This window comes from Streptomyces sp. NPDC029292 (assembly GCF_055569295.1).
In genome coordinates this window covers 104,733-130,366 of sequence record NZ_JBVHXR010000021.1, presented here as the reverse complement: position 1 = coordinate 130,366, position 25,634 = coordinate 104,733, and the positions used below count along the sequence as shown (strand labels likewise).

General features: G+C 70.4%; 26 protein-coding genes. 15 read left to right on the top strand and 11 right to left on the bottom strand.

Going from position 1 to position 25,634, the window contains the following annotated elements; all coding sequences use genetic code 11:
- Positions 1-153 precede the first annotated feature (153 nt).
- The 10 genes from ACZ4WS_RS36905 to ACZ4WS_RS36860 all read left to right on the top strand — a co-directional run bounded on the left by ACZ4WS_RS36905 (position 154) and on the right by ACZ4WS_RS36860 (position 9,755).
- Positions 154-1,257 (top strand): extracellular solute-binding protein, encoded by a 1,104-nt coding sequence (locus ACZ4WS_RS36905; RefSeq protein WP_467987277.1) that lies wholly within the window; start codon positions 154-156, stop codon positions 1,255-1,257.
- Entirely contained in the window at positions 1,254-2,123 is an 870-nt protein-coding gene (locus ACZ4WS_RS36900) for an ABC transporter permease (RefSeq protein ID WP_467987276.1), read from the top strand. Before ACZ4WS_RS36905 ends, ACZ4WS_RS36900 begins: the two co-directional genes overlap by 4 nt.
- Positions 2,123-2,947 (top strand): ABC transporter permease, encoded by an 825-nt coding sequence (locus tag ACZ4WS_RS36895; RefSeq protein ID WP_467987275.1) that lies wholly within the window; start codon positions 2,123-2,125, stop codon positions 2,945-2,947. The genes ACZ4WS_RS36900 and ACZ4WS_RS36895 overlap by 1 nt, the downstream gene beginning before the upstream one ends.
- On the top strand, positions 2,944-3,999 hold the full coding sequence (locus tag ACZ4WS_RS36890) for an ABC transporter ATP-binding protein (RefSeq protein ID WP_467987274.1): 1,056 nt from the start codon (positions 2,944-2,946) through the stop codon (positions 3,997-3,999). The genes ACZ4WS_RS36895 and ACZ4WS_RS36890 overlap by 4 nt, the downstream gene beginning before the upstream one ends.
- The gene (locus ACZ4WS_RS36885; RefSeq protein WP_467987273.1) at positions 3,996-4,928 is read left to right on the top strand and encodes an NAD(P)-dependent oxidoreductase; all 933 of its coding nucleotides are present in this window, start codon (positions 3,996-3,998) and stop codon (positions 4,926-4,928) included. The genes ACZ4WS_RS36890 and ACZ4WS_RS36885 overlap by 4 nt, the downstream gene beginning before the upstream one ends.
- Positions 4,925-5,776 (top strand): sugar phosphate isomerase/epimerase family protein, encoded by an 852-nt coding sequence (locus ACZ4WS_RS36880; RefSeq protein ID WP_467987272.1) that lies wholly within the window; start codon positions 4,925-4,927, stop codon positions 5,774-5,776. Before ACZ4WS_RS36885 ends, ACZ4WS_RS36880 begins: the two co-directional genes overlap by 4 nt.
- Positions 5,773-6,957 (top strand): aromatic ring-hydroxylating oxygenase subunit alpha, encoded by a 1,185-nt coding sequence (locus ACZ4WS_RS36875; RefSeq protein ID WP_467987270.1) that lies wholly within the window; start codon positions 5,773-5,775, stop codon positions 6,955-6,957. Before ACZ4WS_RS36880 ends, ACZ4WS_RS36875 begins: the two co-directional genes overlap by 4 nt.
- The gene (locus tag ACZ4WS_RS36870; RefSeq protein WP_467987269.1) at positions 6,944-7,687 is read left to right on the top strand and encodes a class II aldolase/adducin family protein; all 744 of its coding nucleotides are present in this window, start codon (positions 6,944-6,946) and stop codon (positions 7,685-7,687) included. Before ACZ4WS_RS36875 ends, ACZ4WS_RS36870 begins: the two co-directional genes overlap by 14 nt.
- Positions 7,688-7,690: 3 nt before the next feature.
- Positions 7,691-8,716, top strand: a complete 1,026-nt coding sequence (locus ACZ4WS_RS36865) for an isopenicillin N synthase family dioxygenase (protein ID WP_467987268.1) — start codon at positions 7,691-7,693, stop codon at positions 8,714-8,716.
- A gap of 124 nt (positions 8,717-8,840) precedes the next feature.
- Complete coding sequence (locus ACZ4WS_RS36860) at positions 8,841-9,755, top strand: SGNH/GDSL hydrolase family protein (protein WP_467987266.1); 915 nt, start codon at positions 8,841-8,843, stop codon at positions 9,753-9,755.
- Positions 9,756-9,761: 6 nt separating this feature from the next.
- On the opposite strand, the gene ACZ4WS_RS36855 is transcribed toward ACZ4WS_RS36860, so the two are convergent.
- The 7 genes from ACZ4WS_RS36855 to ACZ4WS_RS36825 are packed head-to-tail and all read right to left on the bottom strand — an operon-like array spanning position 9,762 to position 17,693.
- Positions 9,762-9,884: a hypothetical protein gene (locus tag ACZ4WS_RS36855; protein ID WP_467987265.1), complete on the bottom strand. Its 123-nt coding sequence runs from the start codon at positions 9,882-9,884 to the stop codon at positions 9,762-9,764.
- Positions 9,881-10,528, bottom strand: coding sequence for a TetR/AcrR family transcriptional regulator (locus ACZ4WS_RS36850; RefSeq protein WP_467987263.1), 648 nt, complete (start codon positions 10,526-10,528; stop codon positions 9,881-9,883). Before ACZ4WS_RS36850 ends, ACZ4WS_RS36855 begins: the two co-directional genes overlap by 4 nt.
- On the bottom strand, positions 10,525-12,534 hold the full coding sequence (locus ACZ4WS_RS36845) for a CocE/NonD family hydrolase (protein WP_467987261.1): 2,010 nt from the start codon (positions 12,532-12,534) through the stop codon (positions 10,525-10,527). Before ACZ4WS_RS36845 ends, ACZ4WS_RS36850 begins: the two co-directional genes overlap by 4 nt.
- Positions 12,531-14,261, bottom strand: a complete 1,731-nt coding sequence (locus ACZ4WS_RS36840) for a dipeptide ABC transporter ATP-binding protein (RefSeq protein ID WP_467987260.1) — start codon at positions 14,259-14,261, stop codon at positions 12,531-12,533. The genes ACZ4WS_RS36845 and ACZ4WS_RS36840 overlap by 4 nt, the downstream gene beginning before the upstream one ends.
- Positions 14,261-15,154 carry an ABC transporter permease gene (locus tag ACZ4WS_RS36835; protein WP_467987259.1) on the bottom strand — a complete coding sequence of 298 codons (894 nt, stop codon included), beginning with the start codon at positions 15,152-15,154 and terminating at the stop codon, positions 14,261-14,263. Before ACZ4WS_RS36835 ends, ACZ4WS_RS36840 begins: the two co-directional genes overlap by 1 nt.
- Positions 15,151-16,107: an ABC transporter permease gene (locus ACZ4WS_RS36830; RefSeq protein ID WP_467987257.1), complete on the bottom strand. Its 957-nt coding sequence runs from the start codon at positions 16,105-16,107 to the stop codon at positions 15,151-15,153. The genes ACZ4WS_RS36835 and ACZ4WS_RS36830 overlap by 4 nt, the downstream gene beginning before the upstream one ends.
- 2 nt (positions 16,108-16,109) lie before the next feature.
- Positions 16,110-17,693, bottom strand: coding sequence for an ABC transporter substrate-binding protein (locus ACZ4WS_RS36825; RefSeq protein ID WP_467987256.1), 1,584 nt, complete (start codon positions 17,691-17,693; stop codon positions 16,110-16,112).
- Between the two features lie 251 nt (positions 17,694-17,944).
- Between ACZ4WS_RS36825 and ACZ4WS_RS36820 the strand changes: the two genes are divergently transcribed.
- Positions 17,945-19,732 carry an ABC transporter ATP-binding protein gene (locus ACZ4WS_RS36820; protein ID WP_467987255.1) on the top strand — a complete coding sequence of 596 codons (1,788 nt, stop codon included), beginning with the start codon at positions 17,945-17,947 and terminating at the stop codon, positions 19,730-19,732.
- Positions 19,733-19,804: 72 nt separating this feature from the next.
- Here the strand turns inward: ACZ4WS_RS36820 and ACZ4WS_RS36815 are convergent, their stop codons facing one another.
- The 3 genes from ACZ4WS_RS36815 to ACZ4WS_RS36805 all read right to left on the bottom strand — a co-directional run bounded on the left by ACZ4WS_RS36815 (position 19,805) and on the right by ACZ4WS_RS36805 (position 21,590).
- Entirely contained in the window at positions 19,805-20,287 is a 483-nt protein-coding gene (locus ACZ4WS_RS36815) for a VOC family protein (protein WP_467987254.1), read from the bottom strand.
- A 123-nt stretch (positions 20,288-20,410) separates the two neighbouring features.
- Positions 20,411-21,193, bottom strand: a complete 783-nt coding sequence (locus ACZ4WS_RS36810) for an aquaporin (protein ID WP_467987252.1) — start codon at positions 21,191-21,193, stop codon at positions 20,411-20,413.
- Positions 21,194-21,275: 82 nt separating this feature from the next.
- Entirely contained in the window at positions 21,276-21,590 is a 315-nt protein-coding gene (locus tag ACZ4WS_RS36805; protein WP_467987251.1) for an ArsR/SmtB family transcription factor, read from the bottom strand.
- A 67-nt stretch (positions 21,591-21,657) separates the two neighbouring features.
- Here ACZ4WS_RS36805 and ACZ4WS_RS36800 point away from each other — a divergent pair, with 67 nt between their 5' ends.
- Complete coding sequence (locus ACZ4WS_RS36800) at positions 21,658-22,077, top strand: arsenate reductase ArsC (protein ID WP_467987248.1); 420 nt, start codon at positions 21,658-21,660, stop codon at positions 22,075-22,077.
- A gap of 13 nt (positions 22,078-22,090) precedes the next feature.
- Here the strand turns inward: ACZ4WS_RS36800 and arsM are convergent, their stop codons facing one another.
- Positions 22,091-22,852 (bottom strand): arsenite methyltransferase, encoded by a 762-nt coding sequence (arsM, locus tag ACZ4WS_RS36795; RefSeq protein ID WP_467987247.1) that lies wholly within the window; start codon positions 22,850-22,852, stop codon positions 22,091-22,093.
- Between the two features lie 150 nt (positions 22,853-23,002).
- Between arsM and ACZ4WS_RS36790 the strand changes: the two genes are divergently transcribed.
- The 3 genes from ACZ4WS_RS36790 to ACZ4WS_RS36780 all read left to right on the top strand — a co-directional run bounded on the left by ACZ4WS_RS36790 (position 23,003) and on the right by ACZ4WS_RS36780 (position 25,619).
- Positions 23,003-24,199: an epoxide hydrolase family protein gene (locus tag ACZ4WS_RS36790; protein ID WP_467987245.1), complete on the top strand. Its 1,197-nt coding sequence runs from the start codon at positions 23,003-23,005 to the stop codon at positions 24,197-24,199.
- 162 nt (positions 24,200-24,361) lie between these two features.
- Complete coding sequence (locus ACZ4WS_RS36785) at positions 24,362-25,015, top strand: ATP-dependent Clp protease proteolytic subunit (RefSeq protein ID WP_467987244.1); 654 nt, start codon at positions 24,362-24,364, stop codon at positions 25,013-25,015.
- 1 nt (position 25,016) lies between these two features.
- Entirely contained in the window at positions 25,017-25,619 is a 603-nt protein-coding gene (locus tag ACZ4WS_RS36780) for a ClpP family protease (RefSeq protein ID WP_467987243.1), read from the top strand.
- Positions 25,620-25,634 lie beyond the last annotated feature (15 nt).

Here is a 25,634-nt window from a genome sequence, read left to right as displayed (position 1 = left end):
GTATCTACGGCTGAATTATTTCGTGACCGCAACATCGGAAGTTCGAGTCCTACTCTACTTCCACATCAGCTGCCGTCTCCCGCTTCTCGGAGCCAATCCGTCGGAGGCTTCATGTCTCACCCTCGCTTTTCTCCCTCTTCCCGGCGCCAGTTCATGTCCCGGGCCTTCTGGACCATGGGGGGCGCCCTGGCGGCGCCCGCTCTGCTGACCGCGTGCGGCGGTGCGGAGAACGACAGCGGCGGCACGACGGGGGCGGCGTCGACGTACGCGCCGTCGGACGTCGACGCCAAGTGGCCGCGGATCAGAACGCGTCAGGTGGTCGTCTCCGGGTTCGGCGGTGAGACGTACGAGATACGCCAGAAGGACTGTTTCGATCCGTACGCGAAGGTCTCCGGGGCGCGGGTCGTCCAGGCGGCCTGGGACTACGGCAAGTTCCTGTCGATGCTGGACAGTTCGAGCCCGGCCTGGGACCTGATCGACTTCGACGGCTACTCGGTGGCGGGACTGATCGCCTCGGGCAAGGCGCCGGGCAAGCTGGCCGACTGGGTCCGCCGCTGCGATCTGGTGCCGAAGGCCTACCAGGACTACTGCGCGGGCGGCTACGCGTGGAGCCAGGTGATGGGCTGGTCCACCAAGCTCGCGTCCACGCCGACGAGTTGGGCCGACTTCTTCGACACCAAGAAGTTCCCCGGCAAGCGCGCCTTCCCCAAGTCCCTCTACATGGGCGTCTTCGAGCTGGCCCTGCTCGCGGACGGTGTCGCCAAGGACAAGATCTATCCGCTCGACTTCGACCGCGCAATCGCCAAACTGAACGAGCTCAAGCCGCACATGATCTTCTACGACACCTATGCGCAGGGCCAGCAGTACATGGCCCAGGGCAGCGCGTCGATGATCGCCACCTCCAGCGCCCGCATGATCCAGCTCAAGAACGACGGCAAGCCGGTCGACTTCACCTTCCAGGACGCGATGCTCTACCCCTGGAGCTCCTTCACGATGCCGCAGAAGCCGCAGCACGCGGACGCCGCCAACGCGCTCCTCGACTACATGTCGACGCCCGAGCAGCAGGCACTGATGGCGAAGAAGATCTATCTGGGGCCGACCGTCTCCAAGGCGCTCGACCTGCTCTCCGCCAAGGAGCTGGCCCTCACGCCGAGCGCCCCCGACAACGTCGCCAAGCAGCTCAGCGTCGACGTGGACTATCTCGGCAAGACGGACGCCACGTACGTGGAGAAGTTCACCAACTGGGTGGGCGCATGACGGCCGTCCTCGACAAGTCACCGATACGCACCCGCAGTTCGGCAGGGAGCAGCGGCGCCCGCTGGCTGTTCCTGCCGCCGCTCGCCCTGCTGCTGTTCGGGCTGGCCGGTCCGCTGGTCGCGGTGGTGGTCGCGGGCAGCGCGGACCACGGTCCGCTCGGCATGTTCGCCGAGCCGTTCCGCAGCGCCCTGTTCCTGCGCGCGGCCTGGCGCACACTGTGGATGGCGACGCTGGTCACCGCCTGCACGGCCGCGCTCGGGGTGCTGTACGCCCTCGCGCTGGGCCTCGCCCGCAAGACGCTCGCCCGTGCGCTGTTCGGCGCACTCTTCCTGACCTTCTGGATCTCGCTGCTCGTCAGGACGTACGGCTGGGTGCTGATGCTGCAACCGCAGGGCGCGCTCGACTCCCTCGCGAAAACGCTGGGACTCTCGCGGGACGGCCTCGGCCTCTATCAGACGCTGCCCGGTCTGATCCCGGCGATGGTCCACATCATGCTGCCGTACATGGTGCTGCCGGTGTACGCGGCGCTGCGCTCCCTCGACCCGGCACAGATACGCGCCGCGCGCAGTCTGGGCGCGGGCGAGTGGCTGGTGCTGCGCACGGTGGTGCTGCCCGCGCTGCGCCCGGGTGCGGTCGCCGGCGCGGTCCTCGTCTTCGTGATGTCGCTGGGCTTCTATGTGACACCGGCCTTCCTGGGCGGTCCCGGAAGTCAGGTGACGGCGACGGTGATCGGCACCGAGTTCGGGCGGATGCAGAGTCTGGGCGGGGCGGCCGCCATGGGGGTCGCGCTCCTGGTCGCGACGCTCGGGCTCTATCTGGTGGCCGACCGGTTCCTGCGCATCAGCGAGCAGTGGGAGCGGGTGTGATGGACGAGACCGACGTGACGGGTGAACTACGCGGCGCCTTCCGGCGGTTGTCGCCCTGGGTGATCGTGGTCGCGGTCCTCACGGCCGTGTTCCTGCTCGCTCCGCTGCTCGCGATCCTACCGATCGCGTTCAGCGCGGACCGCTACCTCACCTTCCCGCCCTCCGGGTTCTCGCTGCGCTGGCTGACGGAGGTGTTCACCAGCGCCGACTGGCAGGCGGCATTCGGGCAGTCCCTCTACACGGCCGGGACGGCGACCGTGCTCGCCGTGGTCGCGGGTACGGGCGCGGCCCTCGCGCTGCGCCGGACGCGCCGCGGTGCCCGGCTGCTGCGGACGGTCATGATCGCGCCGATGGTCGTGCCCCCGCTGGTGCTCGCGCTCGGCCTGTATCTGGCGGTGGACGACCTGGGCGGCAGCGCGGGCATCCGCACCCTGATCCTGGGTCAGGCCACGCTCGCCGCGCCGCTGGTCTGTCTGTCCGTGTCGGCCGGGCTCAGCAAGGTGGACCCCGCCCTGTCGCGGGCCGCCCGCAGCCTGGGACACGGCTGGCCGTCGGTGCTGTGGCGGGTCGAACTCCCGCTGGTGGCACGGAGTATCGCCGGATCCGCGGTACTCGCCTTCGGGCTCTGCTTCGACGAGTCCGTTCTGTCCTACTACCTGAGCCCGCCCGGCGAGGAGACCCTGCCGACGCTGCTGTGGCTGGACGCGGGCCAGCAGGCCTCGCCCGCGATCGCAGCCGTCAGCGCGCTGGTGATGGGCATGGCCGTGGCGCTGCTCGGGCTCACCGTGCTGCTGACCGGCCCTCGCACAAGGAGGAAGTCATGAGCGTGACCGTCGAGATCGACGCCCTGAACGTCAGCCTGGGAGGCACTCCGATCCTCCGGGACGTCAGCCTCACCGTGCCCGCAGGTTCGTTCGTCACGCTGCTCGGGCCCAGCGGCAGCGGCAAGACGACCACCCTCAACGTACTGGCCGGGTTCACGGAGGCGGCCTCGGGCCGGGTGCTGCTCGGCGGGCAGCCGCTGACGGGCGTACCGCCGGAGAAGCGGGACATCGGTGTGGTCTTCCAGAACTACGCCCTCTTCCCGCACCGCACGGTCGCACAGAACGTCGAATTCCCGCTGCTGGCCCGGAAGATGCCCAAGGAGCGGCGGCGCGAGCGCGTCGCCCGCGCCCTGGAGCTGGTGCGGCTGCCGGAGCTGGGCGACCGCCGGGTGCAGTCGCTCAGCGGCGGTCAGCAGCAGCGCATCGCGCTCGCCCGCGCCCTGGTGTACGAGCCGGCGCTACTGCTCCTGGACGAGCCGCTGGCCGCCCTCGACAAGCAGTTGCGGGAGGCGATGCAGTACGAACTGGGCCGTATCCAGCGGGAGACCGGCACGACCACCGTCGCGGTCACCCACGACCAGACCGAGGCGCTGTCGATGTCCGACCTCGTGGCCATCATGAACGGCGGCCGGATCGAACAGATCGGCACGCCCGAGGACGTGTACCACCGTCCGGCCACGCCGTTCGTGGCGCAGTTCCTGGGCGAGGCGAATCTGCTGCCGGTGAGCGGCGGACGCGTCGAAGCCCTCGCGCTGCCGGTGGCGGGCGCGGCGGACGGGTCCACGGTGATCCGGCCGGAGGACCTCGTGCTCACCGACGACGCGAACGCGACCCGGGTGGCGGTCGAGGGCGTGGTGTTCCAGGGTCCGCGTACGCGGGTGACGGTGAGCGTGGCCGGATGTGCGGAGCCGCTGGTGGTGACCGTGCCCGCCGGTGGCCGCGTGCCCGCGGTGGGGGCCGAGGTGGGTCTGCGCTACCGAGGCGGCGGGGCGCGCACCCTCAGCGAACCGGTCACGCCGGTGGACAAGCCGGTCACCGCGGGGCGTTCATGACGCCGCGGGTGGTGCTGCTGGACGCGTACGGGTCGGTGGACGACGTCGCCGCCGGGCTCGGCGGCGCGCCGGTCGAGACGACGGCCGCCGACCGGGTGCCCTGCGGTCCCGACGTGGTGGCCCTGCTCGCCGGGCCCGAGATCCCGCTCACCGCCGATCACATTCGCGCCCTGCCCGGTCTGCGGATCGTGGCCGTCACGTCCACCGGGTACGACCATGTGCCGGTCGACGCCGTGGTCCGGCAGGGCGCGTGGGTGACGGCCGGCGCGGGCTACTGCACCCAGGAGGTCGCCGACCACACCGTCGCGCTGGTTCTGTCGCTGTTGCGCGGCGTGACCGCCCTGGACCATTCCGTGCGGGCCGGCCGCTGGGATGTCACGGAGGCGGCCCCGCGCCGGATCGCGGGGACGGTGCTCGGGCTGATCGGGCACGGGCGGATCGGACGCGCGGTGGGCGATCGGGCGGCGGCGCTGGGCATGCGCGTCGTGGTCCATGACCCGCGCCACCCCACCAGCTGCGCGCTCACGGACGTCCTCGCTCAGGCAGACGTGGTCAGTCTGCATCTGCCGCTGACCGCCGAGTCCGCCGGGTTGATCGACGGGGCCGCGCTCGCCGCCATGAAGCCGGGCTCGTACCTCGTGAACACCGCCCGCGGCCCGCTGATCGACCACACCGCGCTCGCCGCGGCCCTGCGCACGGGCCATCTCGCGGGCGCCGCGCTCGACGTACTGCCCGTCGAGCCACCACCACCGGACGCCCCGCTCCTCGACTGCCCGAACCTGATCCTGAATCCGCACGCCGCGTGGTACTCCGCAGAGGCTCTCGCGCGCCCCTTCCGGCAGGCCGCCGCGGCCGTCGCCGACGTCCTCGCCGGGCGCGAGCCGCGCGGCGTGGTGGCCCGCCCGTACGCTTCGGAGGTCGCCCTGTGACCCGCAGCCTTTCCGTCTTCCAGTCGTTGTGGGCCATGGAGGGCCTGCCGTGGCGCGCCAGGCGGACCTGGACGCTCGAAGAGCGCGTCGAGCGGATCGCCGGGGCCGGTTTCGCGGGCGTGGGCCTCGATCTGTACGCCCGCGAGGCACCGGCTGCCGCCGAGGTGGCGCCGCTGCTGCGCGCGTGGGGACTGCGCTCGCTCGTGACCGCCTTCGTCAACGACCGCACTCCCCTCGCCACGAGTCTCGAGTACGCCACCACCGTCGGGGCCGAACTGATCGTCGTCTGCGGCCAGTTGTTCCCGGACGACCCCGCCGAGGCCGCGGAACTCGTCCGTGGCTGGCGCAAGGAGACGCAGGCCGCGGGCTTCGCCTTCCAGCTGGAGACGCACCGCTACACACTCACCGACGACTTGGCGTTCACCGGCCGATTGGTGCGTGAAGTGCCGGATATCGGGCTCTCGTTGGACCTGTCGCACTACGTCGTCGGCAATGAACTGCCGGACACCTCGGACGCCCGTGTGGACGCCCTGATCGGGCGGCTGCTGGAGCACGGCGCCTCGCTCCAGGGACGGGTCGCCACCCGCGAACAGGTCCAGGTGTCGGTCGAGTTCGCGCAGCACGCGGCGCAGGTGGAGCGGTTTCGCGGTTGGTGGGAGCAGGCCATGCGGTCCTGGCGGAGCCGGACGGAAGGGGATGCGGACCTGGTCTTCCTCTGCGAGCTCGGCACGACGCCGTACGCCATCACCGGCGCGGACGGCGAGGAGCTGTCGGACCGCTGGCGCGAGGCGCTGCTGTTGAAGTCATGGGCCCAGGAGCTGTTCGCGGGCACGGAGGAGGGGCGATGACGGGGCATGTACGGGAGGCGGCCGGGCCGCTCGACGGACGGGCGGTGGGCAGCAGCGTCCTGGCGGCGAGCGCGTACACCGACCAGGACGTCTTCGACGCCGAACGCCGGCTGATCTTCGAACGCCGTTGGGTGTGGGCGGGGTTCAGCCACTGGGTGGACCGGCCCGGCAGTTCGCGGCCGGTCGGCGTGGCGGGCAGGCCACTGCTGCTGACGCGTGACCGCGAGGGCACGCTGCGGGTCTTCCACAACGTGTGCCGCCACCGCGGCATCGTCCTCTCGGAGCAGCCCAGCACGCGCGCCCGGCTGCGCTGCCCGTACCACTTCTGGACGTTCAACCTGGACGGCTCACTGTGCGGGACCCCGTACTGGGACCGCACCAAGGGCTCGGGCCCGCCGCCCGAAGTACGCGACGAGCTGGGCCTGTTGCCGGTCGCGCACAGCGAGTGGGCGGGGATGGTCTTCGTCCACCTCGGCGAACCCGCCTCTCCTGTTGAGGAGTTGCTCGCCCCCCTGGCGGCTCGCTGGGCACCGTACGACCTGAGCGCGCTGCATCTCGCCGAGGAGCGGCCGTACGACATCGACGCCAACTGGAAGCTGGTGGTGGAGAACTTCCTCGACTTCTACCATCTCCCCTTCGTGCACCCCCAGGTCGGTCCTGCCGCGACGCTCCTCGACATCGAGGACGAGGTCCTGTCGGAGGAGATTGTCGGCGGCTACTACCCGCGGGGTGCCGGGGCCAAGGCCTCGGGCCGGACGGCGGCGGGCGGTTCCGGCGGCCCGGCGCTCCCGCTGCTCGGTGACGTGCCCGACGGGCTGCACGAACAGCAGGACATCTTCTGTGTGTTCCCGAACGCGCTGCTGTTCATCGAGCCGGACTTCTTCCAGGTGATCGCCCTGGAGCCGGTGGCGCCCGACCGCACGGTCGAGCACATGGCGGTGTTCGTCGCTCCCCAGGCGGCCTCGGCGGCGTACGACACCGCGCGCAAGGATCTCTGCGAGGTGCTGTTCGAGGTCAACGACCAGGATCTGCCGGTGCTGCGGCAGCTCCAGCGCGGGCGGCACTCCCCCGCCGCCGACCGCAACCACCTCGTATCGCACTGGGACCAGATCACCGCGCGCTTCCAGCATCTGATCGCCGGCGCGCTCGCTCAGGAGGAGGCCTCACATGAATCCCGATGAACGGGAGGCACGGCGTCAACTGGCCGCCGTCTACCGGCTGGTGGCGCACTTCCGGATGACCGACCTCATCTTCACGCACATCTCGTTGCGGCTGCCGGGGCCGGAGCACCACTTCCTCATCAACCCGTACGGGTTGCTCTTCGAGGAGATCACTGCCTCCTCGCTGGTGAAGATCGATCTGGACGGCAGGCCCGTCGACGAGACGCCGTACCGCGTGAACCCGGCCGGTTTCGTCATCCACAGCGCGATCCACGCCGCCCGGACCGACGCCCGGTGCGTGCTCCACACGCACACCAGAGCCGGGTGCGCGGTGGCCGCGCAGAGCGGCGGTCTGCTGCCGGTGAGCCAGCTGGCCATGGAGTTCTACGACCGGGTCGCCTACCACGACTACGAGGGTGTCGCCCTCAACCTCGCCGAGCAGAAGCGACTGGTCACCGACCTCGGCAGCCGTCCCGTGATGATCCTGCGCAACCACGGGCTGCTGACGGTGGGGACCACCGCCGCCCAGGCCTTCCTGCGCATGTACTACCTGGAGAAGGCCTGTGAGATCCAGACGACCGCCCAGGCGGGCGGCCCGCTGGTGCTGCCGCCGCCGGACGTGTGCGAGTACACCGCGCGCCAGCTGGCCGGTGAGGACGTCGCCGACTTCACCGACGACGACGCCTACGACCTCGCCTGGGCGGCGCTGCTGCGCCTCCTCGACCGTGTCGCCCCCGACTACAAGGACTGACCCATGCCGCAGACCTTCACCTCCCTGCCGGTCGTCGACGCGTCGGGTCTGCTGCACGGCGGGCCGGAAGACGTCCATGCGGTGGCGGAGCAACTCGGCCGCGCAGCCCGCGAGGTCGGATTCATGTACGTTTCCGGGCACGGCGTCCCACCGGAGCTCTTCGACGGTCTCCTCGACGCGGCCCGCCGCTTCTTCGCCCTGCCGCAGGAGGAGAAGATGCGCAGCTGGATCGGCCGCTCCGCCCACCATCGCGGCTTTGTCCCGGAGGGCGAGGAGGTCTTCGCGCAGGGCACCGCGGACCGCAAGGAGGCCTTCGGGCTCGCGCTCGACCTGTCGCCCGACGACCCCGACGTCCTCGCGGGCACACCCATGCTCGGCCCCAACACCTGGCCGGGCCTGGACGGCTTCCGCGAGGCCACGACGGCGTACTACGAGGCGGTCCTCGCCTTCGGCCAACTCCTGTTCCGTGCCTTCGCGGTGGCGCTCGGTGAGGAGCCGGACGCGTTCAGCCGGCACGCCACCAAGGCACCCAGCGGGCTGCGGCTGATCCACTACCCGTACGACGCGGCGGCGACCGACCGCCCGGGCATCGGCGCCCACACGGACTACGAGTGCTTCACACTGCTGCGCCCCACCGGGCCCGGCCTCGAAGTGCTCAACGGGGCGGGCGAGTGGATCGACGTACCTCCGCTCGGCGACGCGTTCGTCGTGAACATCGGAGACATGCTGGAGCTGTGGACCAACGGCGAGTACGTCTCCACCACGCACCGCGTCCGCCGGGTCAGCGAGGAGCGCTACTCGTTCCCGCTCTTCTTCAACGTCGACTACCACACCCGGGTCGACCCGCTCCCCCGGTTCGTCACCCCGGACCGTCCCGCCCGGCCAGGTCTGGTCGCCGGTGAGCACCTGTGGGCGCAGGTCGTGCAGATCTACGGCTATCTCAAGGACCGCAGGGCGAACGGCGAACTGGCCCTTCCGGACGGGGCACTTGCCCTGTCGTCGAGGTTCGGGAGGGAGCTGGACGTGTGACCACAGCGGCTGCCGGTCGGCGAATTCCGTCGACGCGCTCCCGTGGCCGACGCGTGTCTTCCCCCTTTCGCCCGCCTGTGCTTGCCTGGGGAGCCCTTTCGGTGGGCGGGGCGGGAGTTGCCGTATGCGGAAGCCGTGGATCGTGGGGGTGCTGTTGGCCGGGCTGCTGCTCGGCGCGTGCGGTGATCCGGCGTCGGGCCCGGAGGCGTCACCGCCCGCTCCCGCGGCGCCCGGAGCCACTCAGTCGCCGACCTCTACCACGCATCGGCGGGCCGCCGCGTCCCCGCAGGCCTCCGCGACGGCGCCCACGGTGCTCTACCTCGGGGACTCTCTCGCCATGGAGAACCAGAAGGTGCTCGGGCAGTCGCTCCGGGACCGGCTGCACGCGCGGTACACGAGCGCCCCGTACTCGGGCACCACCCTGTGCGACTACCTGGAGGGCACCCCGACGAAGTCCCTCGTACCGACCGCGGACAAAGCGGCCGCCCTGGTCCGCTCACTGCGCCCCGACTTCGTGGTGCTGCAGTTCTGGGGCAACTCCTGGGGTTACACGCCCTGCATGGACGGCATCACGTACGACAAGGCGCGCAACACGTACTTCAAGCGGTACGAGGCGGACATGGAACGGCTCACCGACCAGATCACGCAGGCGGGCGGGGCGCGGCGGCCCAGGATCGTGTGGGTGCTGCAAGGTCCGGACCCGATCACTCCCACCCGGGTCCAGACCGTGAACGCGCTGTACGAGGCGCGCGCCCGCGCCTCCGACGACCTGCTCGCCGACGCCGGCAAGGCGGTGAGTCCCGCCTCGGCCCGCTACACCTGGGCCCAGTACCTGCCCTGCACCTCGTACGAGCACGATCATCCCGCGTACTGCACGCAGCCCGGCCGCGATCGCACCGCCCTGCACCGCGACGACGACTATCTGCACTTCTGTCTGGCACCGACCACGTCCACGCCGAAGCCGTGCCCGGTCCGCTCCCCGGGGATCGTGCGCATCACGCGGGAGATCACACAGGTGATCGCCGAGCATGTGAGCTGACGGGATTCAGGCGGCGCTCACCATGGCCGCGCCGATCGCCGAGGCCACCGACGGCACGTCCCAGTAGCAGGAGTGCGTCCGGATCATTTCGCCATCGTCCAGCACCTTCCGGGCGGCGATGGCCGTCACTCGGCCGAGGGGCGCCGAAGCTCCGTCTCGACCAGGCGGTTGAGGTGGCGCCGGGCGTCCTCCGTGCTCAACGGCGGCGCCTGGCGCAGCCTTTGCAGGGCCAGGCCGTCGGCGAGCGCGGCGAAGCGGACCGTGAAGCCGTCCAGGTCGTCGGAGGTGAACTCCCCGTCGGTGACGCCCCGTTCGGCCAGTTCCCGGATCTGGGTGTGCCAGGCCTCGTACCGCTGACTTTGTCCTCGGGCGAAGGCCTGGTCCGGGTCCTGGTCGCCCGCGTTCCAGTAGTCGAACCACATGCGCCAGTGCCGGTCGGTGTCCTCGGTGAACAGCGCGTCGACGAGCAGCCGCAGTGCCTCGGCACTGCTGGTCGCCTGCTCGGCTGCCTCGCTGAGCGCCGCGTAGTACCGCTCGATGTGCAGCACCATCGCCTCGGAGAGGATCTCCTGGACGCTCCCGAAGTGATACGTGACCGTGCCGACCGAGACCCCGGCCGCCGCGGCGACGTCACGCACGCCCACCGACGCGTAGCCGCGCTCGGCGATCAGCGGTACGGCTGCCTCCACGATGAGGCGGCGGCGCACTTCGGTGGGCTGGCGGGTGCGGTCGGCGGCGGCGACGGCACGGCGAGGGGTTTTGGCGGCCTTCATGCCGACGTCCTCGGGGTGGTGCGGTGCCATGCGCGCTTGGCCACTGTCTCTCCGTTCGCCCGTGCTTCGATGCGACTGTCCATGATGAAGTCCACGGCCGTGGCCCGCAGCTCCGTACGCGCGACGATCTCCGCGTCCCCATCGTCCCCGCGCCTCAGCCTGATCGTCCACTCGGAGGTGGCCACGGCGGACAGCGGGTCGGCGGTGCGGATGCGGTAGGTCTCGCGGGCGCTCTCCTCGTAGCGCAGCCCGTCCGGGTACGTCCGTGACCCCCCGTAGTTGGGGTCGACCTCCAAGGTCCACTCCCCCTTGGCGACGTCGTGGGTGATCAGCCGCTCGGGCCTCGGGTCGCTGGGCAGGTCGTACGTCACGGGAAGCGGCGGCGCCTGCTCGGGTTCCTCGAAGCGGATCGGCGGCTCCGCGTTCCCGGCTTCCCGTACGGGAAGGAGCAGTGCGCTCCGCGCCGGTACGACGCTCAGTTCGCCGCGTTCGCCGTGCGGCCACACCCACGGCCAGTACGCGTCGGAGACGGCGACGCGGATGCGATGGCCGGGCGGGAAGGCGTACCCGATGCCGTTGAGCTCGAACTCGACGTCCTCGTACGTGCCCGGCGTCCAGTCCACGGCCTTGTCGCGCCCGTGCCGGGACAAGAGGTTCAGCACGCCTCGGGTGACCAGCGTGGACGAGCCGTCGGGGGCGACGTCGCAGACGCGGGCGATCACGTTGGCGCGCGGGGTCGCGCTGTCCAGGCGGAGCCGGACGCGCGGGCGCCCCAGGATCTCGACGCGCTCCTCCAGCGGCGCCGAGTCGAAGCAGACCGAGCGGCCGTCCTCCTCGCGCTGGTCGGGCGGAAGGTCGCTCGCGTTGCCGAACGGGAAGAAACGGCCCGCGTCGAGGCCGGTGTGCTGGGGCGATCGTACGAGGACGGGGGCGTCGCCCGTACCCAAGGGCCGTTCGTCCCACGTGACCGCCGGGGAGGGCCAGTTCGGGTCGCCGACCCAACGGCCCGGCATGACGTCGTACGAAGTGGCGGGCGGCACCGGCTCGTTGATCCAGGCGCGGAGCGGCGGTTCCCGCATGACTCCCGTGTCGGCGCCCTTCAGGTGCTGGTCCCACCAGCGCAGGGTCTCCTGGAGGAAGCCGATCGCGGGGCCCGGCGGCAGTCCACGGTCCGGGTACTGGTGCGACCACGGGCCGATCAGTCCTCGTACGCGGTCGTCCGGCAGGTGTTCCACGAGCCGCAGCACCGTGTCCCGGTACGGGTCGTTCCAGCCGCCCACCGCGAAGACCGCCGCGTCGATCGCGCCGTAGTCCTCACAGACGCTGCCGTGCCTCCAGTAGTCGTCTCGCTGCTGGTGTTCCAGCCATGTGTGGAGGAAGGGTTCGAGGGCTTCGAGGCGTTCGCGCCACATGGGCAGCCAGCGGTCCCGGCCGACGTTTGCCGGGTCCGGCGGGCGGGAGGCGAAGGCCAGCATGGTGCCCGCCCAGGCGAGCATGTCGATGCCGAGGAGGGCGCCGCCGGTGTAGTGCACGTCGTTGTCGTAGCGGTCGTCCGTCGAGCAGACGGTGACGATCGCCTTGAGCGGTTCGGGGGCGAGGGCGGCGATCTGGAGGGAGTTGAAGCCGCCCCAGGAGATGCCGAACATGCCGACCTTGCCGATGCACCAGGGCTGTGCGGCAAGCCAGTTGACGACGTCCACGCCGTCGTCCAGCTCCTGCGCGTCGTACTCGTCGCCGGGTGTGCCCTCGCTGTCGCCGTGGCCCCGGATGTCGACGCGGACGGAGGCGTAGCCGTGTCCGGCGTACCAGGGGTGGCGCTGGGCGTCGCGGGGCGCGGTCCAGTCGCTCTTGCGGTACGGGAGGTATTCGAGCAGCGCGGGCACGGGATCGGTGTCCGCGTCGGTGGGTCGCCAGATGCGGGCGTGCAGGCGCGCACTGCCGTCGCGAGTGGGGATCCAGACGTCCTCGCTAAAGACCTGGCGATCGAACTGCTCGCGGTACTTCACGAAACTCCTTCGGCGCTGGGGTGGCCGGCCGGGCGCCAGCGGCGCACCCGGTGGCCGTGACCGTGGTCGGTCCAGGGATCGTCCGGTTCGGCGGCGTCCGCCCAGTCGACGGTCTCGTCGACGAACGGCCTGGCGTCCGGTTCGGGTTCGAGGGCGGCCGCCATCAGCCGGCGCGTATAGGGGTGACCGGGCGAGGCGAAGACCGCGTTCGTGGGCCCCTCCTCGACCACGACGCCGTGCCGCAGTACGACGACGCGGTCCGCGATGCCCCGTACGACGGCGAGGTCGTGGCTGATGAACAGGCAGGCGAGCTCGCGTTCGCGGCGCAGGTCGTCGAGGAGTCGCAGCACCTCGGCCTGGACGGAGACGTCGAGGGCCGTGGTGATCTCGTCGGCGATCAGGACGTCCGGCTCGCCCGCCAACGCCCGTGCGATGCCGATGCGCTGGCGCTGACCACCGGAGAGCTGGGCGGGCAGGCGGTCGGCGAGGTCCGGGTCCAGGCGTACGTCGGCGATGAGTTGCCGGGCCCGGTCAGCCGCTTCTGTGCCCGAGGCGGCTGTGCCGAAAAAGCGCAGGGGACGGCGGACCGCATCGCCCACCGAGCGGCGCGGGTTCAACGACGTATCGGCGTTCTGGAAGACGAGCTGAACCCGGCGCCGCAGGGACGTCGGCCGCTTCTGCGCGGGGCGGGCGAGGTCGCCCGACTCATGGGTCATCGTTCCGCCGGACGGGGTGCGCAGGCCGGCGAGCGTCCAGGCCAGCGTGGACTTGCCGCTGCCCGACTCCCCGACGAGCGCGAGGACTTCGCCGCGCCGGACCTCGAAGGAGACGCCGTGCACGGCGCGCGAGGAGCCGTAGTCGATCGTGACGTCACACGCGGACACCGCCACGGGCGCGCCGTTGGGCACCTGTGCCTTGGGCCGCACCTCACGCTCCCCCGTCTCGCCGACGAGCGCGAGCCCTGCGTCGTCGAGACGCGGGACGCTCGCCAACAGCCGTCTGGTGTACGGGTCTTGGGGCATCGCGAAGAGCTGACGGGTGGGCGCCGCCTCCACAACTCGGCCGGATCGCAACACCGCCACCTCGTCGGCCATGTGCGCGACGACGCCGAGGTCGTGGCTCACCAGCACGGCGGCCAGGCCGAGTTCGTCGCGCAGGGCGCCGATCAGGTCGAGAACGCTGCGCTGGGTGACGACGTCGAGGCCGGTCGTCGGCTCGTCGAGGACGAGGACCTTCGGGCGGGCCGCGATGGCCATGGCGATGGCGACGCGCTGCTGCTGACCGCCGGAGAGCTCGTGCGGGTAGCGGCGGGCGAGTTCGACGGGGCGGGGCAGCCGGACCTGGTCGAGGAGGTCCACGACGGGCACCTCGCCGCCCGCCTCCTCGATCTGCCGCCCGATCCGCATGGACGGCGTCAGCGCGTGGCCCGCGTTCTGGGCGACCATGGCGATGGTCCCGCCACGCAGCCGCCTCAGCTCCCGTGCGGACAGGCCGAATACGTCCTGTCCGTCGACGACCACCGAGCCCGCGGTGATCCGGGACCCGTGCCGCAGATGGCCGAGCAGCGTCGCGGCGACGGTCGACTTCCCGCTGCCCGACTCGCCCACCAGCGCCAGGGTCTGCCCGGCGCTCACGTCCAGCGACACCTCGTGCACGACGGGCACGTCACGCCCGCCCGAACGGTAGGCCACGGAAAGCGAGTTCACGGAGACGATCGAGGTGGTCATCAGGAGCCCTCCCTGATCCGGTCGACGCCCCACGCCTTGGACAGGCCGTCGGCCGCGAGGTTGAGCCCGACCACGAGCGTGGCCAGGGCGATGATCGGCGCGAGGCTCGCCATCGGCACGACGGTGATGGCGGTGCGGTTCTCGGCGACCATCAGCCCCCAGTCGGGGGTCGGCGGATCGGCGCCGAAGCCGAGGAAGGACAGCGAGCTGATCAGCAGCACGACCCACGACGCGCGCATCGCGAACTCCACGCACACCACGTCGGTGATGTTCGGCAGGATCTCGCGCCGCAGAATCGACCAGGTGCCCTCGCCACGCGCGCGCGCCGCGGTCACGTAGTCGGCGGGAACCACGGCGAGCGCCGCGCCCCGCACCACCCGTACGACCTGAGGCACGTACACGACGGCTATCGCGAAGACGATGACCGCCGGGCCCGTGCCCAGCGCCGTCACGATCACGAGCAGCGCCAGGATCGACGGCACGGAGAGCACCGCGTCCAGGACCCGCCCGAGCACGTCGTCGAACCAGCCGCCGCGCAGCGCCGCCGCACACCCCACGACCGTGCCGAGCGCGACGGTCAGCAGCGTCGCGGCGACGGAGACGCCGAGCGCGTACCGGCCGCCGTACAGCACCCGGGCGAGGACGTCGCGCCCGTACTGGTCCGTGCCCGCCCAGTGCTCCAGGCTCGGGCCGAGCAGCGCGCGCGAGGCGTCGTTGGCGATGGGGTCGTACGAGGTGAGGAGCGGGGCAAGCACGGCGATCAGTACATGTACGGCGACGATCATGAGGCCGATGGCGGCGGCCCGTGAGGAGCGCAGGGTGCGCCAGGCGCGGACGGCGCGCGCCTCGGCGGCGGGCGGCGCGGCCACCGGAGCGGTGTCGAGCGTGGTCATCGGGTCCTCCCTCGCGTACGGAGCTTGGGGTTGAGGGCCATGGCGCCGAGGTCGGCGGCAAGGTTGCAGGCGACGTACACGACGGCGCTGATGAGGGCGATGGCCTGGATGACGGGCAGGTCGCGGTTCTGCACGGAGGAGAGCATCAGCTTGCCGATGCCCGGGTAGTTGAAGACGTTCTCGACGACGGCGACTCCACCCGCGAGCCAGGCGACGTTCAGCGCGACGACATGCAGAGTCGGCAGGAGCGCGCTCGGCAGGGCGTGCCGGGTGACGACCCGCCAGGTCGACAGGCCCTTGAGGCGGGCGGTGGTGACGTACTCGCTCGCCATCACGTCGATGACGGATGTACGGGCCATCCGCACGATGTACGCGGCCATCACCACGGCCAGGGCGAGCGCGGGAAGCCATACGGCGGGCAGGAGTTGACCGACGCTCGCCTCGGGTCCGTACAGCACGACGGCGGGGAACCACGGCAGTGCGACCGAGAAGCACAGCACCAGCACGGTGGCGACCACGAACTCCGGGACGCTCATTCCGACCAGGCTCACCGTCGAGATCAAGTGGTCCGGCCAGCGGTCGCGGTACAGGCCCGCGAGGATGCCGAGCAGCAGAGAGCCGGTGACCGCGAAGAGGACGGTGACGAGGGCGATCAGCGCGGAGTTGCCGAGGTACATGGAGACTTCGCCGCCGACCGCCTTCCCGGAGACCAGGGAGACTCCGAAGTCCCCGTGCAGGGCTCCGCGAACCCAGTCGACGTACCGCTCCCACGTCGGCTGGTCGAGCTTCAGCTTCTGACGCAGGGCGGCCACGGCGTCCGGTGTCGCGTCCTTGCCGAGGACCTGGGTGGCGACGTCGCCGGGCAGGGCCTGTACGGCGAGGAAGACGAGGACCGAGGAGAGGAACAGCGTGCCGATGGCGGAGACCACCCGGCGGGCTATGAAGGAGAGCATGTTCAGGCCCCCTTCAAACCGATGTTGAGATAGTCGAACTCGAAGCCGTGCTCTGCGTATCCGCGCACTTTGCGCGAGATGCCGACGAGCCGGTCGGCGAACATCGGGGTCATGGCCCCGCCCTTCTCGACGACGAAGGTCTGCGCCTCGCCGTACAGTTCGCGCCGCCGCTTGTCGTCCGTCTCGCGCCGGGCGCGGTCGAGGAGGGCGTCGAAGTCCTTGTCGGACCAGGCGGTCTCGTTGTACGAGGAGCCACTGCGGAAGACCTGGGTGAAGAGCTGGTCGACGGGTCTGCCGGTGAACCAGTAGGTCGCCATCAGCGGCTTCTTCATCCAGATCTGTGTGTAGTACGAGTCGGCCGCGGCCGTCTTGACCTTGATCCGGATGCCCGCGCGCTTGGCCGAGTCCTGGTAGGCAAGGGCCATGGGCGTGAAGATCGGGTCGTACGAGGAGGTGTAGAGGTCGACCGCGAGACCCTCGTGCCCGGCCTGCTTCAGCAGGTACTTCGCCTTCTCCGGGTCGTGCTTCGGGTGCGCGGTGATGTGGGCCGGGTCGCTGGGCGGCACCGGGTTGTCCCAGCCGGCCGTGCCCGCGCCCTGCAACGCGACCTTCACCACGTGTTCGGGGTCGTAGGCGAGCTTCATCGCCTGCCGGACCCGTACGTCCGTGAAGGGCTTCTCCGTGGTGAGCAACGGCAGCACGTACCACTGGGCGTTCTTGACACGGGCGATGGTGGCTCGGTCGGAGGCGGCGACGACACGGGCCGTCGCGAAGTCGAGGTTGGTCTGCGAGAGGAGGTCAACCTGCCCTGCCAGCAAGGCATTCGAGCGTGCCGACATGTCGGCGACGGAGTAGAAGGCGATCGCGTCGAGGACCGGGCGGCCCTGCCAGTGGTCCTCGTAAGCGGTGACGCGGCCGGGGCCCGCGGGTGCGAACGACTCCAGTTCGAAGGGGCCGGTGCCGATGCCGGTGCGGCCGATCGAGCGGGCGCTGCCGTCGGGGACCACATAACAGTTGTAGTGCGTGAGGAGGCTCGGGAACTCCGCGTTGGGGGTCTTGAGCGGGACGACGAGGGTGTGGTCGTCGGGGGTGCGGAGCGTGCCGGGGTCGATCAGCGGGGCGAGGACGGCGGCCTGGGGTGAGGCGGTCGCCTTGTCGAGGATGTGGCGCAGGGTGTACGCGGCGTCGGCCGCGGTGAGCTTCCGTCCGTCGTGGAAGGTGACGCCCTTGCGGATGCGGAAGGTCCAGGTGCGAGCCTTGGCGTCGGGCTCCCAGGATTCGGCGAGGTCGGGGGCGAGGTCGCCGTTCGTGTCGATGCGGACCAGGCGGTTGTAGAGGGCGCCGAGGTATTCGTACGCCGACAGGGCGCTCGCCGGGTCGAGGGTCTCGGCGTCGGAGGCGGGCGGCCGAGCGATGCGGAGGGTGCCGCCGCGGTCGGGGGTGCCCTTCTGCGCGGCGGCGGGCAGAGCGGGTGCGGCCGCGGCACCCGTACAGCCGGTGAGCAGCCAGGACGCGCCGAGCGCCGCGGCGCTCGCGGCTCCCGCGGCGAGGACCGACCGCCGTCCCGGGTGGTGGATGTCGGACATCGACCGACCGTCCTTCGCGCTATTCGTTCAGCGGAACGATTGAGTAGGGCTCGTGAACGATAACGACAGGACGGTCCCGCGCCAACCCTCGGGACGCGGAAATTAACCTCGGAAACCCACTCGTTACGCGGCCGCTCGGGGCCGCGGCCGTCCCCCGCGACCTCTTGAGGCGCATCGCTCGGGTGTACTCCGGTGCAGCGCGGGCAGTAAGCGCTTGCCCTTCATTCGGCCACTGGGGAGGACCACCGCCGATGGCGTCGTCCGAGAGACCACTCGACCATCGCTACCGGGGCGAGCACCCGATACGCACCCTTGCCTACCTGTTCCGCGCCGACCGGCGACGGCTCGCCGCGGCGTTTGCCGTCTTCACGGTCAAGCACAGCCCGCTGTGGCTGCTGCCGCTGATCACCGCGTCCATCATCGACACCGTCGTCCAGCATGGGCCGATCAGCCGCCTGTGGGTGAGCTCCGGGGCCCTGCTGCTGATCCTCGCCGTCAACCTCCCGCTGCATCTGCTCTACGTACGTCTGCTGTACGGCAGCGTGCGCCGCATGGGCACCGATCTGCGCTCCTCGCTGTGCACGCGGATGCAACAGCTCTCCATCGGCTACCACTCGCGGGTCAGCGCGGGCGTGCTGCAGGCCAAGGTCATCCGAGATGTGGAGACCGTCGAGCAGATGGTGCAGCAGACCGCCGAGACCGGGCTCGGCGCGCTGACCGTGCTCACGGGCGGCCTGGTCGTCATCGCCGTGCGCACGCCCGAGTTCGTGCCGGTCTTCGTGTGCGTCGTGCCCGTCGCAGCCCTTCTGGTGGCACGGCTGCGGACACGGTTGCGCACCCACAACGAGGACTTCCGCCACGAGGTCGAGCACCTGTCCTCGCGGGTGACCGAGATGACCCGGCTCATCTCGGTCACCCGGGCGCACGGCCTGGAGAGCAAGGCGTTGCGGCGCATGGACAGCACGCTGCGGCAGGTGCTCCGCTCGGGGTTGAGGCTCGATCTGCTCAACGGACGGTTCGGCTCGTTGGCATGGGTGTTTCTCAACGTGGTCGGTGTCCTGTTCCTGACCGCCGCGGCGCTGGTGTCGTACTACGGCTACTGGGGCGTCACACCCGGCGACGTCGTCATGCTCAGCGCCTTCCTGACCACCCTCACCAACTCCACGACCACGCTCGCGGCTCTCGCGCCGGTCATCACCAAGGGCCTGGAGTCCGTACGTTCGGTCGGCGAGGTCCTCCAGGCACCCGAGTTGGAGGACAACGAGGGCAAGGCGGAGGTCACCTCGCTGCGCGGTGCCGTCACCTTCGAGGGGGTCGGCCACACCTACGTCGAGGGTGTCGGGCACGCACATGAGGAAAGCAGGCCCGCCGTACGGGACTTCACGCTGTCCGTGTCCCCCGGCGAGACCGTCGCCCTGGTCGGCGCCTCGGGAGCCGGGAAGTCCACGGTACTCAACCTCGTCATCGGCTTCATCCGTCCGACCTCGGGCCGGCTGCTGCTCGACGGGACCGATATGAACACCCTGGACCTGCGCACCTATCGGCGTTTCGTGTCGGTCGTGCCGCAGGAGTCGATCCTCTTCGACGGCACGGTCCGGGAGAACGTCGCGTACGGCATGGACGACGCCGGGGACGCCACGGTGCGCGAGGCGCTGCGCGACGCCAACGCGCTGGAGTTCGTGGACCGGCTGCCGCAGGGCCTGGACACCATGGTGGGTGAGCACGGAGCCCGGCTCTCGGGGGGTCAGCGACAGCGGCTGGCGATCGCGCGGGCGCTGATCCGCAATCCCCGGGTGCTCATCCTCGACGAGGCCACCTCAGCGCTGGACACGCACTCCGAGGCCCTCGTCCAGCAGGCCCTGGCCCGGCTGCTGCACGGCCGCACCACGTTCGTCGTGGCACACCGGCTGTCGACCATCCAGGGCGCGGACCGCATCGTCGTGATGCGGGACGGGGCCATCCGCGAGGTCGGCTCGCACGAGGAGCTGCTGCGCCGGGGCGGCGCGTACACGGCGCTGCACAGCGGCCAGCTCGCCTGATCCTTGCGGGAGGGGGCGGACCGGCCGCCATGACCGAGAGTCTTGGGTGGGCCGGCCGCCTCCACGGGAGCGCTACTCGCCCGCGTACGCCTTCTCCAGGGCGGCGATGTCCAGCTTGGACATCTGGAGCATCGCCTGCGTCGTGCGGGCCGCCTTCTGCGGATCCGGGTCGCTGATCAGGTCGATGAGCCTGGCCGGGACGACCTGCCAGGACAGGCCGTACTTGTCCTTGAGCCAGCCGCAGGGGCCTGCCTCGCCGCCGTCCTCGATGAGTTTGTTCCAGTAGAAGTCCACCTCTTCCTGGTCGTCGCAGTGGATCTGGAAGGAGATGGCCTCGTCGAACTTGAACTGCGGGCCGCCGTTCAGGGCGACGAACTTCTGTCCGTTGGCCACGAACTCGGCGGCCAGGACCGAACCGGCGGGTCCCGGCCCGGACTCCGTGTAGCGGCCGATCCTGCCGAGCCGGGAGTTCTTGAAGATCGAGACGTAATAGTGCGCGGCCTCCTCGGCCTGTCCGTCGAACCACAGACAGGTGGTGAATCCGTCGGCGGGCATACGTACCTCCTCGGGCGGGAAACGTCGTCACTTCTGTCGACTGATCGTCGCCCGAAAACTCATCGGCGGCGCGCGCACGGGATCCGCCCGGGTGCGTGCCGCCGATTCGAGGCGCCGCCCGCGTCAGCCGGAGGGCTGCTCGGCGGTGGTTCGACCGGGCATGAAGAGGAGCGCCACGAGCGCGAGCCCCACCACCGCGCCGACGAGCTGGGCCCCGATGAACGCGGCGACCGAGCCCGGCGCGATGCCCGCGAAGGTGTCCGTGAAGGCGCGGCCGATCGTCACCGCCGGATTGGCGAAGGACGTGGAGGAGGTGAACCAGTAGGCGGCGCCGATGTAGGAGGCGACGGCCACGGGGGCGAAGCGCAGGCGGTCCGTGCGGGCCAGGCCGAAGATCAGCAGGATCAGGCCGGCGGTGGCCACGGCCTCGCCCAGCAGCAGGTGCCCGGCCGACCGGTCGTGCGTGGACCATCGCACCAGCGGCTCGCCGAACATCGCGTCCGCCAGGACGGCGCCCGCGATCGCGCCGACGATCTGCGCGGGGACGTACACCGCGGCCTCACGCGCGGTGACTCCGTCGCCGCCGCGCCGTGCCGTCCACCACTCGGCCAGCGTGACCGCGGGGTTGAAGTGCGCACCGGAGACCGGGCCGAGCAGCACGATCAGCACCCCGAGGCCGAACACGGTGGCCAGGGAGTTGGCCAGCAGTTGCAGACCGACGTCCTGGGTCAGCTCGGTGGCCTGGATGCCGGAGCCGACCACGACTGCGACCAGGGCCGCGGTGCCGACCAGTTCGGCGGCGGCCCGGGCGGTCAGGGGCGTACGGGGCAGGGTGGCACCCGGCGCCGGCTGGGGCTCGCCCGCCGGTACGGCGGACTCCGCGGCGCTCTCCTGGGTGGCGGTCAACAAGGACTCCTCGGTGCGGTCGCCTCGGGCGACGGGGACAGGGGCGACTGGGACTCGGGCGACCGGGGTCAAGGACCGGGGATCAAGGGCAGGACCGCTTGATGTTGTTCTCGGCCGTGGCACGCGCGGTCTCCGCCAGGTCGGCGAACCGACCGGCGAGGGAGGCGATGACGTCCGGCTTGAGCCGGTAGTAGGTGAAGCGGCCGCAGGGCTCCGTGTCGACCACGCCCGCCTCGCGCAGCACCTTCATGTGGTTGGAGAGGTTCGTCTGCTTGGCACCTGTCTCCTCGATCAGGTGCGTGGTGCAGAGCGTCTCCCGGGCGAGCAGGGTCACGATCCGCAGCCTGAGCGGGTCGGCCAGAACCCGCATCAGATCAGTGTCGACCGACGTCATCATGGGCTGATACTTTCACATCACTCAAGACTGATACCAGCCTGTACTGATTTCGCGAAGGAAGAACCCGATGCCCGCGACCCCGCTCGCCTCCGTGCTGTTCGTCTGCGTCCACAACGCCGGGCGCTCGCAGATGGCCGCCGGATTCCTCTCCCACCTCGCAGGCGACCGGGTCGAGGTGCGCTCCGCCGGGTCCGTCCCGGGCGACCGGGTGAACCCGGCGGCGGTCGAGGCCATGAAGGAGGTCGGCGTCGACATCTCCGACCAGAAGCCGAAGATCCTGACCACCGAGGCCGTCCAGGCGTCCGACTACGTCATCACCATGGGCTGCGGCGACGCCTGCCCGGTGTTCCCCGGCAAGCACTACCTCGACTGGACCCTCGAAGACCCCGCGGGCAAGGGTGTGGAGTCCGTCCGCCCGATCCGGGACGAGATCAAGGCGCGCATCGAGGCCCTGATCACCGAGATCGACGCGCAGCAGGAGGCCTGAGTTCGGCGACCGGCTACGGCGCCACCTTGACCGGCTTGACTGCCCGTACGACGGCCGAGTGCATCCCGTCGGCGACCCGATGTGTCGCGGTGACCTCGATCCCGGTGAACCCGGCGGCCTCCAGGCCCTGTTGGTACTCGGCGAAGGACAGGGCTCCGGCGATGCAGCCGACGTAGTTCCCGCGCTCGGCCCGTTGCGCCGGCGCGAGGTCGTCGTCGGCGACGACATCGGAGATGCCGATGCGGCCGCCCGGCGCGAGCACGCGGAACATCTCGGCGAACACGGCGGGCTTGTCGACCGACAGATTGATCACACAGTTGGAGATCACGACGTCGATGGTGTTCGCGGGCAGTGGCACGGATTCGACGGTGCCCTTGAGGAACTCGACATTGGTCGCACCGGCCTTCTTGGCGTTGGCGAGGGCCAGCGCGAGCATCTCCTCGGTCATGTCCAGTCCGTACGCCCTGCCGCTCGGCCCGACCCTGCGCGCCGACAGCAGGACGTCGATGCCGCCGCCGGATCCGAGGTCCAGCACGCGCTCGCCTTCACGGAGTTCGGCCACGACGAGCGGGTTGCCGCAGCCGAGCGAGGCGGCGACGGCCTCGGCCGGAAGCGACGCGCGCTCACCGGCCTCATACAGCCCGGCCCCGAAGTTCCCGTCGACCTCGATCTCCCCGGGGACGCAACACGCGACCCCTCCCTGGGCGGCCCGCACGGCGGCTGCCGCGTAGTTGGCACGGACCTGTTCGCGCAGGTCACCGCTCGGCTCGGTCATGACCGACCTCCACTGCATCGACACTTGTGGATACAACAGTGCCCCCTGCATAGACAGACGTCAACATAGATGACTGTCTAATTAGCGGCCGGGCCCGTGCGGTGAAAATGGCCGGAGCGATCGCCCACCCCGGAGATAGCATGCGCGGACATGACATCTTCGGACGCCCCGCGCATTCACCCCTTCCGTATCGACTTCCCGCAGAGCGACCTCGACGATCTGCGTCAACGCCTCGACCGCACCCGCTGGCCCGACGAACTGCCGGGAGTGGGCTGGGCGTACGGAATTCCGCGGGACTACCTCCAAGAGCTCGTACGGTACTGGCGGCACACGTACGACTGGCGTGCGGCGGAGGCGCGGCTCAACGAATGGCCGCAGTTCACGACGGAGATCGACGGGGCGCGGATTCATTTCGCGCACATCCGGTCGCCGGAACCGGACGCGACCCCGCTCATCATCACGCATGGCTGGCCGGGCTCGATCGTCGAATTCACCGACGTCGTCGGCCCGTTGACCGATCCGCGTGCGCACGGCGGCGATCCGGCCGACGCTTTCCATCTGGTCGTGCCGAGCATTCCCGGGTTCGGGCTCTCCGGCCCGACCAGGGACACCGGCTGGGAGTTCCGACGGGTGGCCGCCGCTTTCGCCGAGCTGATGGAGCGGCTCGGTTATCGACGGTACGGCGCCCAGGGCGGGGACTGGGGCGGGGCCATCTCACGGGAGCTGGGCCGCGCGCACCCCGAGCACGTCATCGGCGTCCATCTGAATCTGCTGCCCGGCTCCTCCGCGACCGCAGAGCCGGACCCCGGGGAACTGGCCGCGTTGAGCTCCGAGGAGCGTGAGCGCACGCTGGCGTCCTGGCGGCGGGGCCAGGAGTGGAGCCGCGACGAGCAGGGGTACGCCGATATCCAGTCCACCCGGCCGCAGACCCTGGCGTACGGGCTCACGGACTCGCCGGTCGGCCAACTCGCCTGGATCGCGGAGAAGTTCAAGCAATGGGCGGACACGAAAGACCGTCCGGAGGACGCCGTCGACCGCGATCAGCTGCTGACCAATGTGATGCTGTACTGGCTGACCGCTACGGCCGGTTCGTCCGGGCGCATCTACTACGAGCGGGCCCACGCGGACTACTGGGGCACACCGCCCGAGCCGTCGACCACGCCGACCGCTCTCGCCGTGTTTCCCCGGGAGAATTTCGTACCCCTGCGGCATATCGCGGAGCGCACCGACAACATCGTCCGGTGGACGGAATTCGACCGGGGCGGCCATTTCGCGGCGATGGAGGCACCGGATCTGCTGATCGCGGATGTACGGGCCTTCTTCCGGGAGCTTCGCGGGGCCGCCTGAGGGCCGTTCCAGCAGCTCCGGGATGACTCCGTAAACGCCGGTTCCGTATCGGCCTCTGCCCACAGCGAATCTGCCGCAAGCCGAGAAAGCTGATCCCAAGTCCCGTTCCGGCCGAGAGTGGAGAACGCGGCGACGACAGCCGCGCCACGACAAGGAGGACCGATGACTCCACTCATCACGGGCTGGGACCCGGCCCGCGCGCCGCGGGCCGAGGAGGGCGACACCCCTCCGTCACGCTTCGACGACCATCTGGCCGCGCAACTGCTCGCGCAGCGGATCGTCTTCCTCGGCACCCAGGTCGACGAGGTCTCCGCGAACCGGATCTGCGCCCAACTGCTCCTGCTGTCGGCGGAGGACTCCCGGACCGACATCAGCCTGTACATCAACAGCCCCGGCGGATCGGTGACCGCGGGCCTCGCGATCTACGACACGATGCGGCTGATCCCGAACGACGTCTCGACGCTCGTCATGGGATTCGCGGCGAGCATGGGGCAGTTCCTGCTCAGCGTGGGCACGCACGGGAAACGCTTCGCGCTGCCGAACGCGCGGATCATGATGCATCAGCCGTCGGCCGGTATCGGCGGCACCACCGCCGACATCGAAATCCAGGCGCAGAACCTGGAGTTCACCAAGAAGGCCATCGAGCGGATCACCGCGGAGCACACCGGCCAGAGCGAGGAGACGATCTCCCGGGACGGCGACCGCGACCGCTGGTTCACGGCCGAACAGGCCAAGGAGTACGGCATGGTCGACCGGGTGGTGGAGTCGCTCGACGACGTCCGCCCGGCCGCGTCACGGCGACGGATGGGGCTCTGACATGGGTACGTACACGATTCCGAACGTCGTCGAGCGGACCCCGCAGGGCGAGCGGTCCTACGATGTCTTCAGCCGGCTGCTCTCCGAGCGGATCATCTTCCTCGGTACCGAGATCGACGACGGGGTCGCGAACGTCGTCATCGCGCAACTCCTCCATCTGGAGTCGTCGAACCCGGAGAGCGAGATCGCGATCTACATCAACTCGCCCGGTGGCTCCTTCACTTCGCTCATGGCGATCTACGACACGATGACGTACGTGCAGGCGCCGATCTCGACGTTCTGCGTCGGGCAGGCGGCCTCGACGGCGGCGGTGCTGCTGGCCGGGGGCGATCCGGGGCGGCGGTTCGTGCTGGAGCACGCGCGGGTGCTGCTCGGCCAGCCGGCGAGCGGCGGCCGGCAGGGCACGGTCTCGGACCTCACTCTTCAGGCCAAGGAGATGCTCCGCATCCGCTCCCAGGTCGAGGAGGTCCTCTCCCGGCACACGCACCACGACATCGCGACACTGCGCGCGGACATGGACCGCGACAAGGTCTTCACCGCGCAGGAGGCCGTGGCGTACGGGATCGCGGACGAGGTGGTGAGCCGACGGCTCGCGGTGGTCTGACACCCGGGGCGCCGG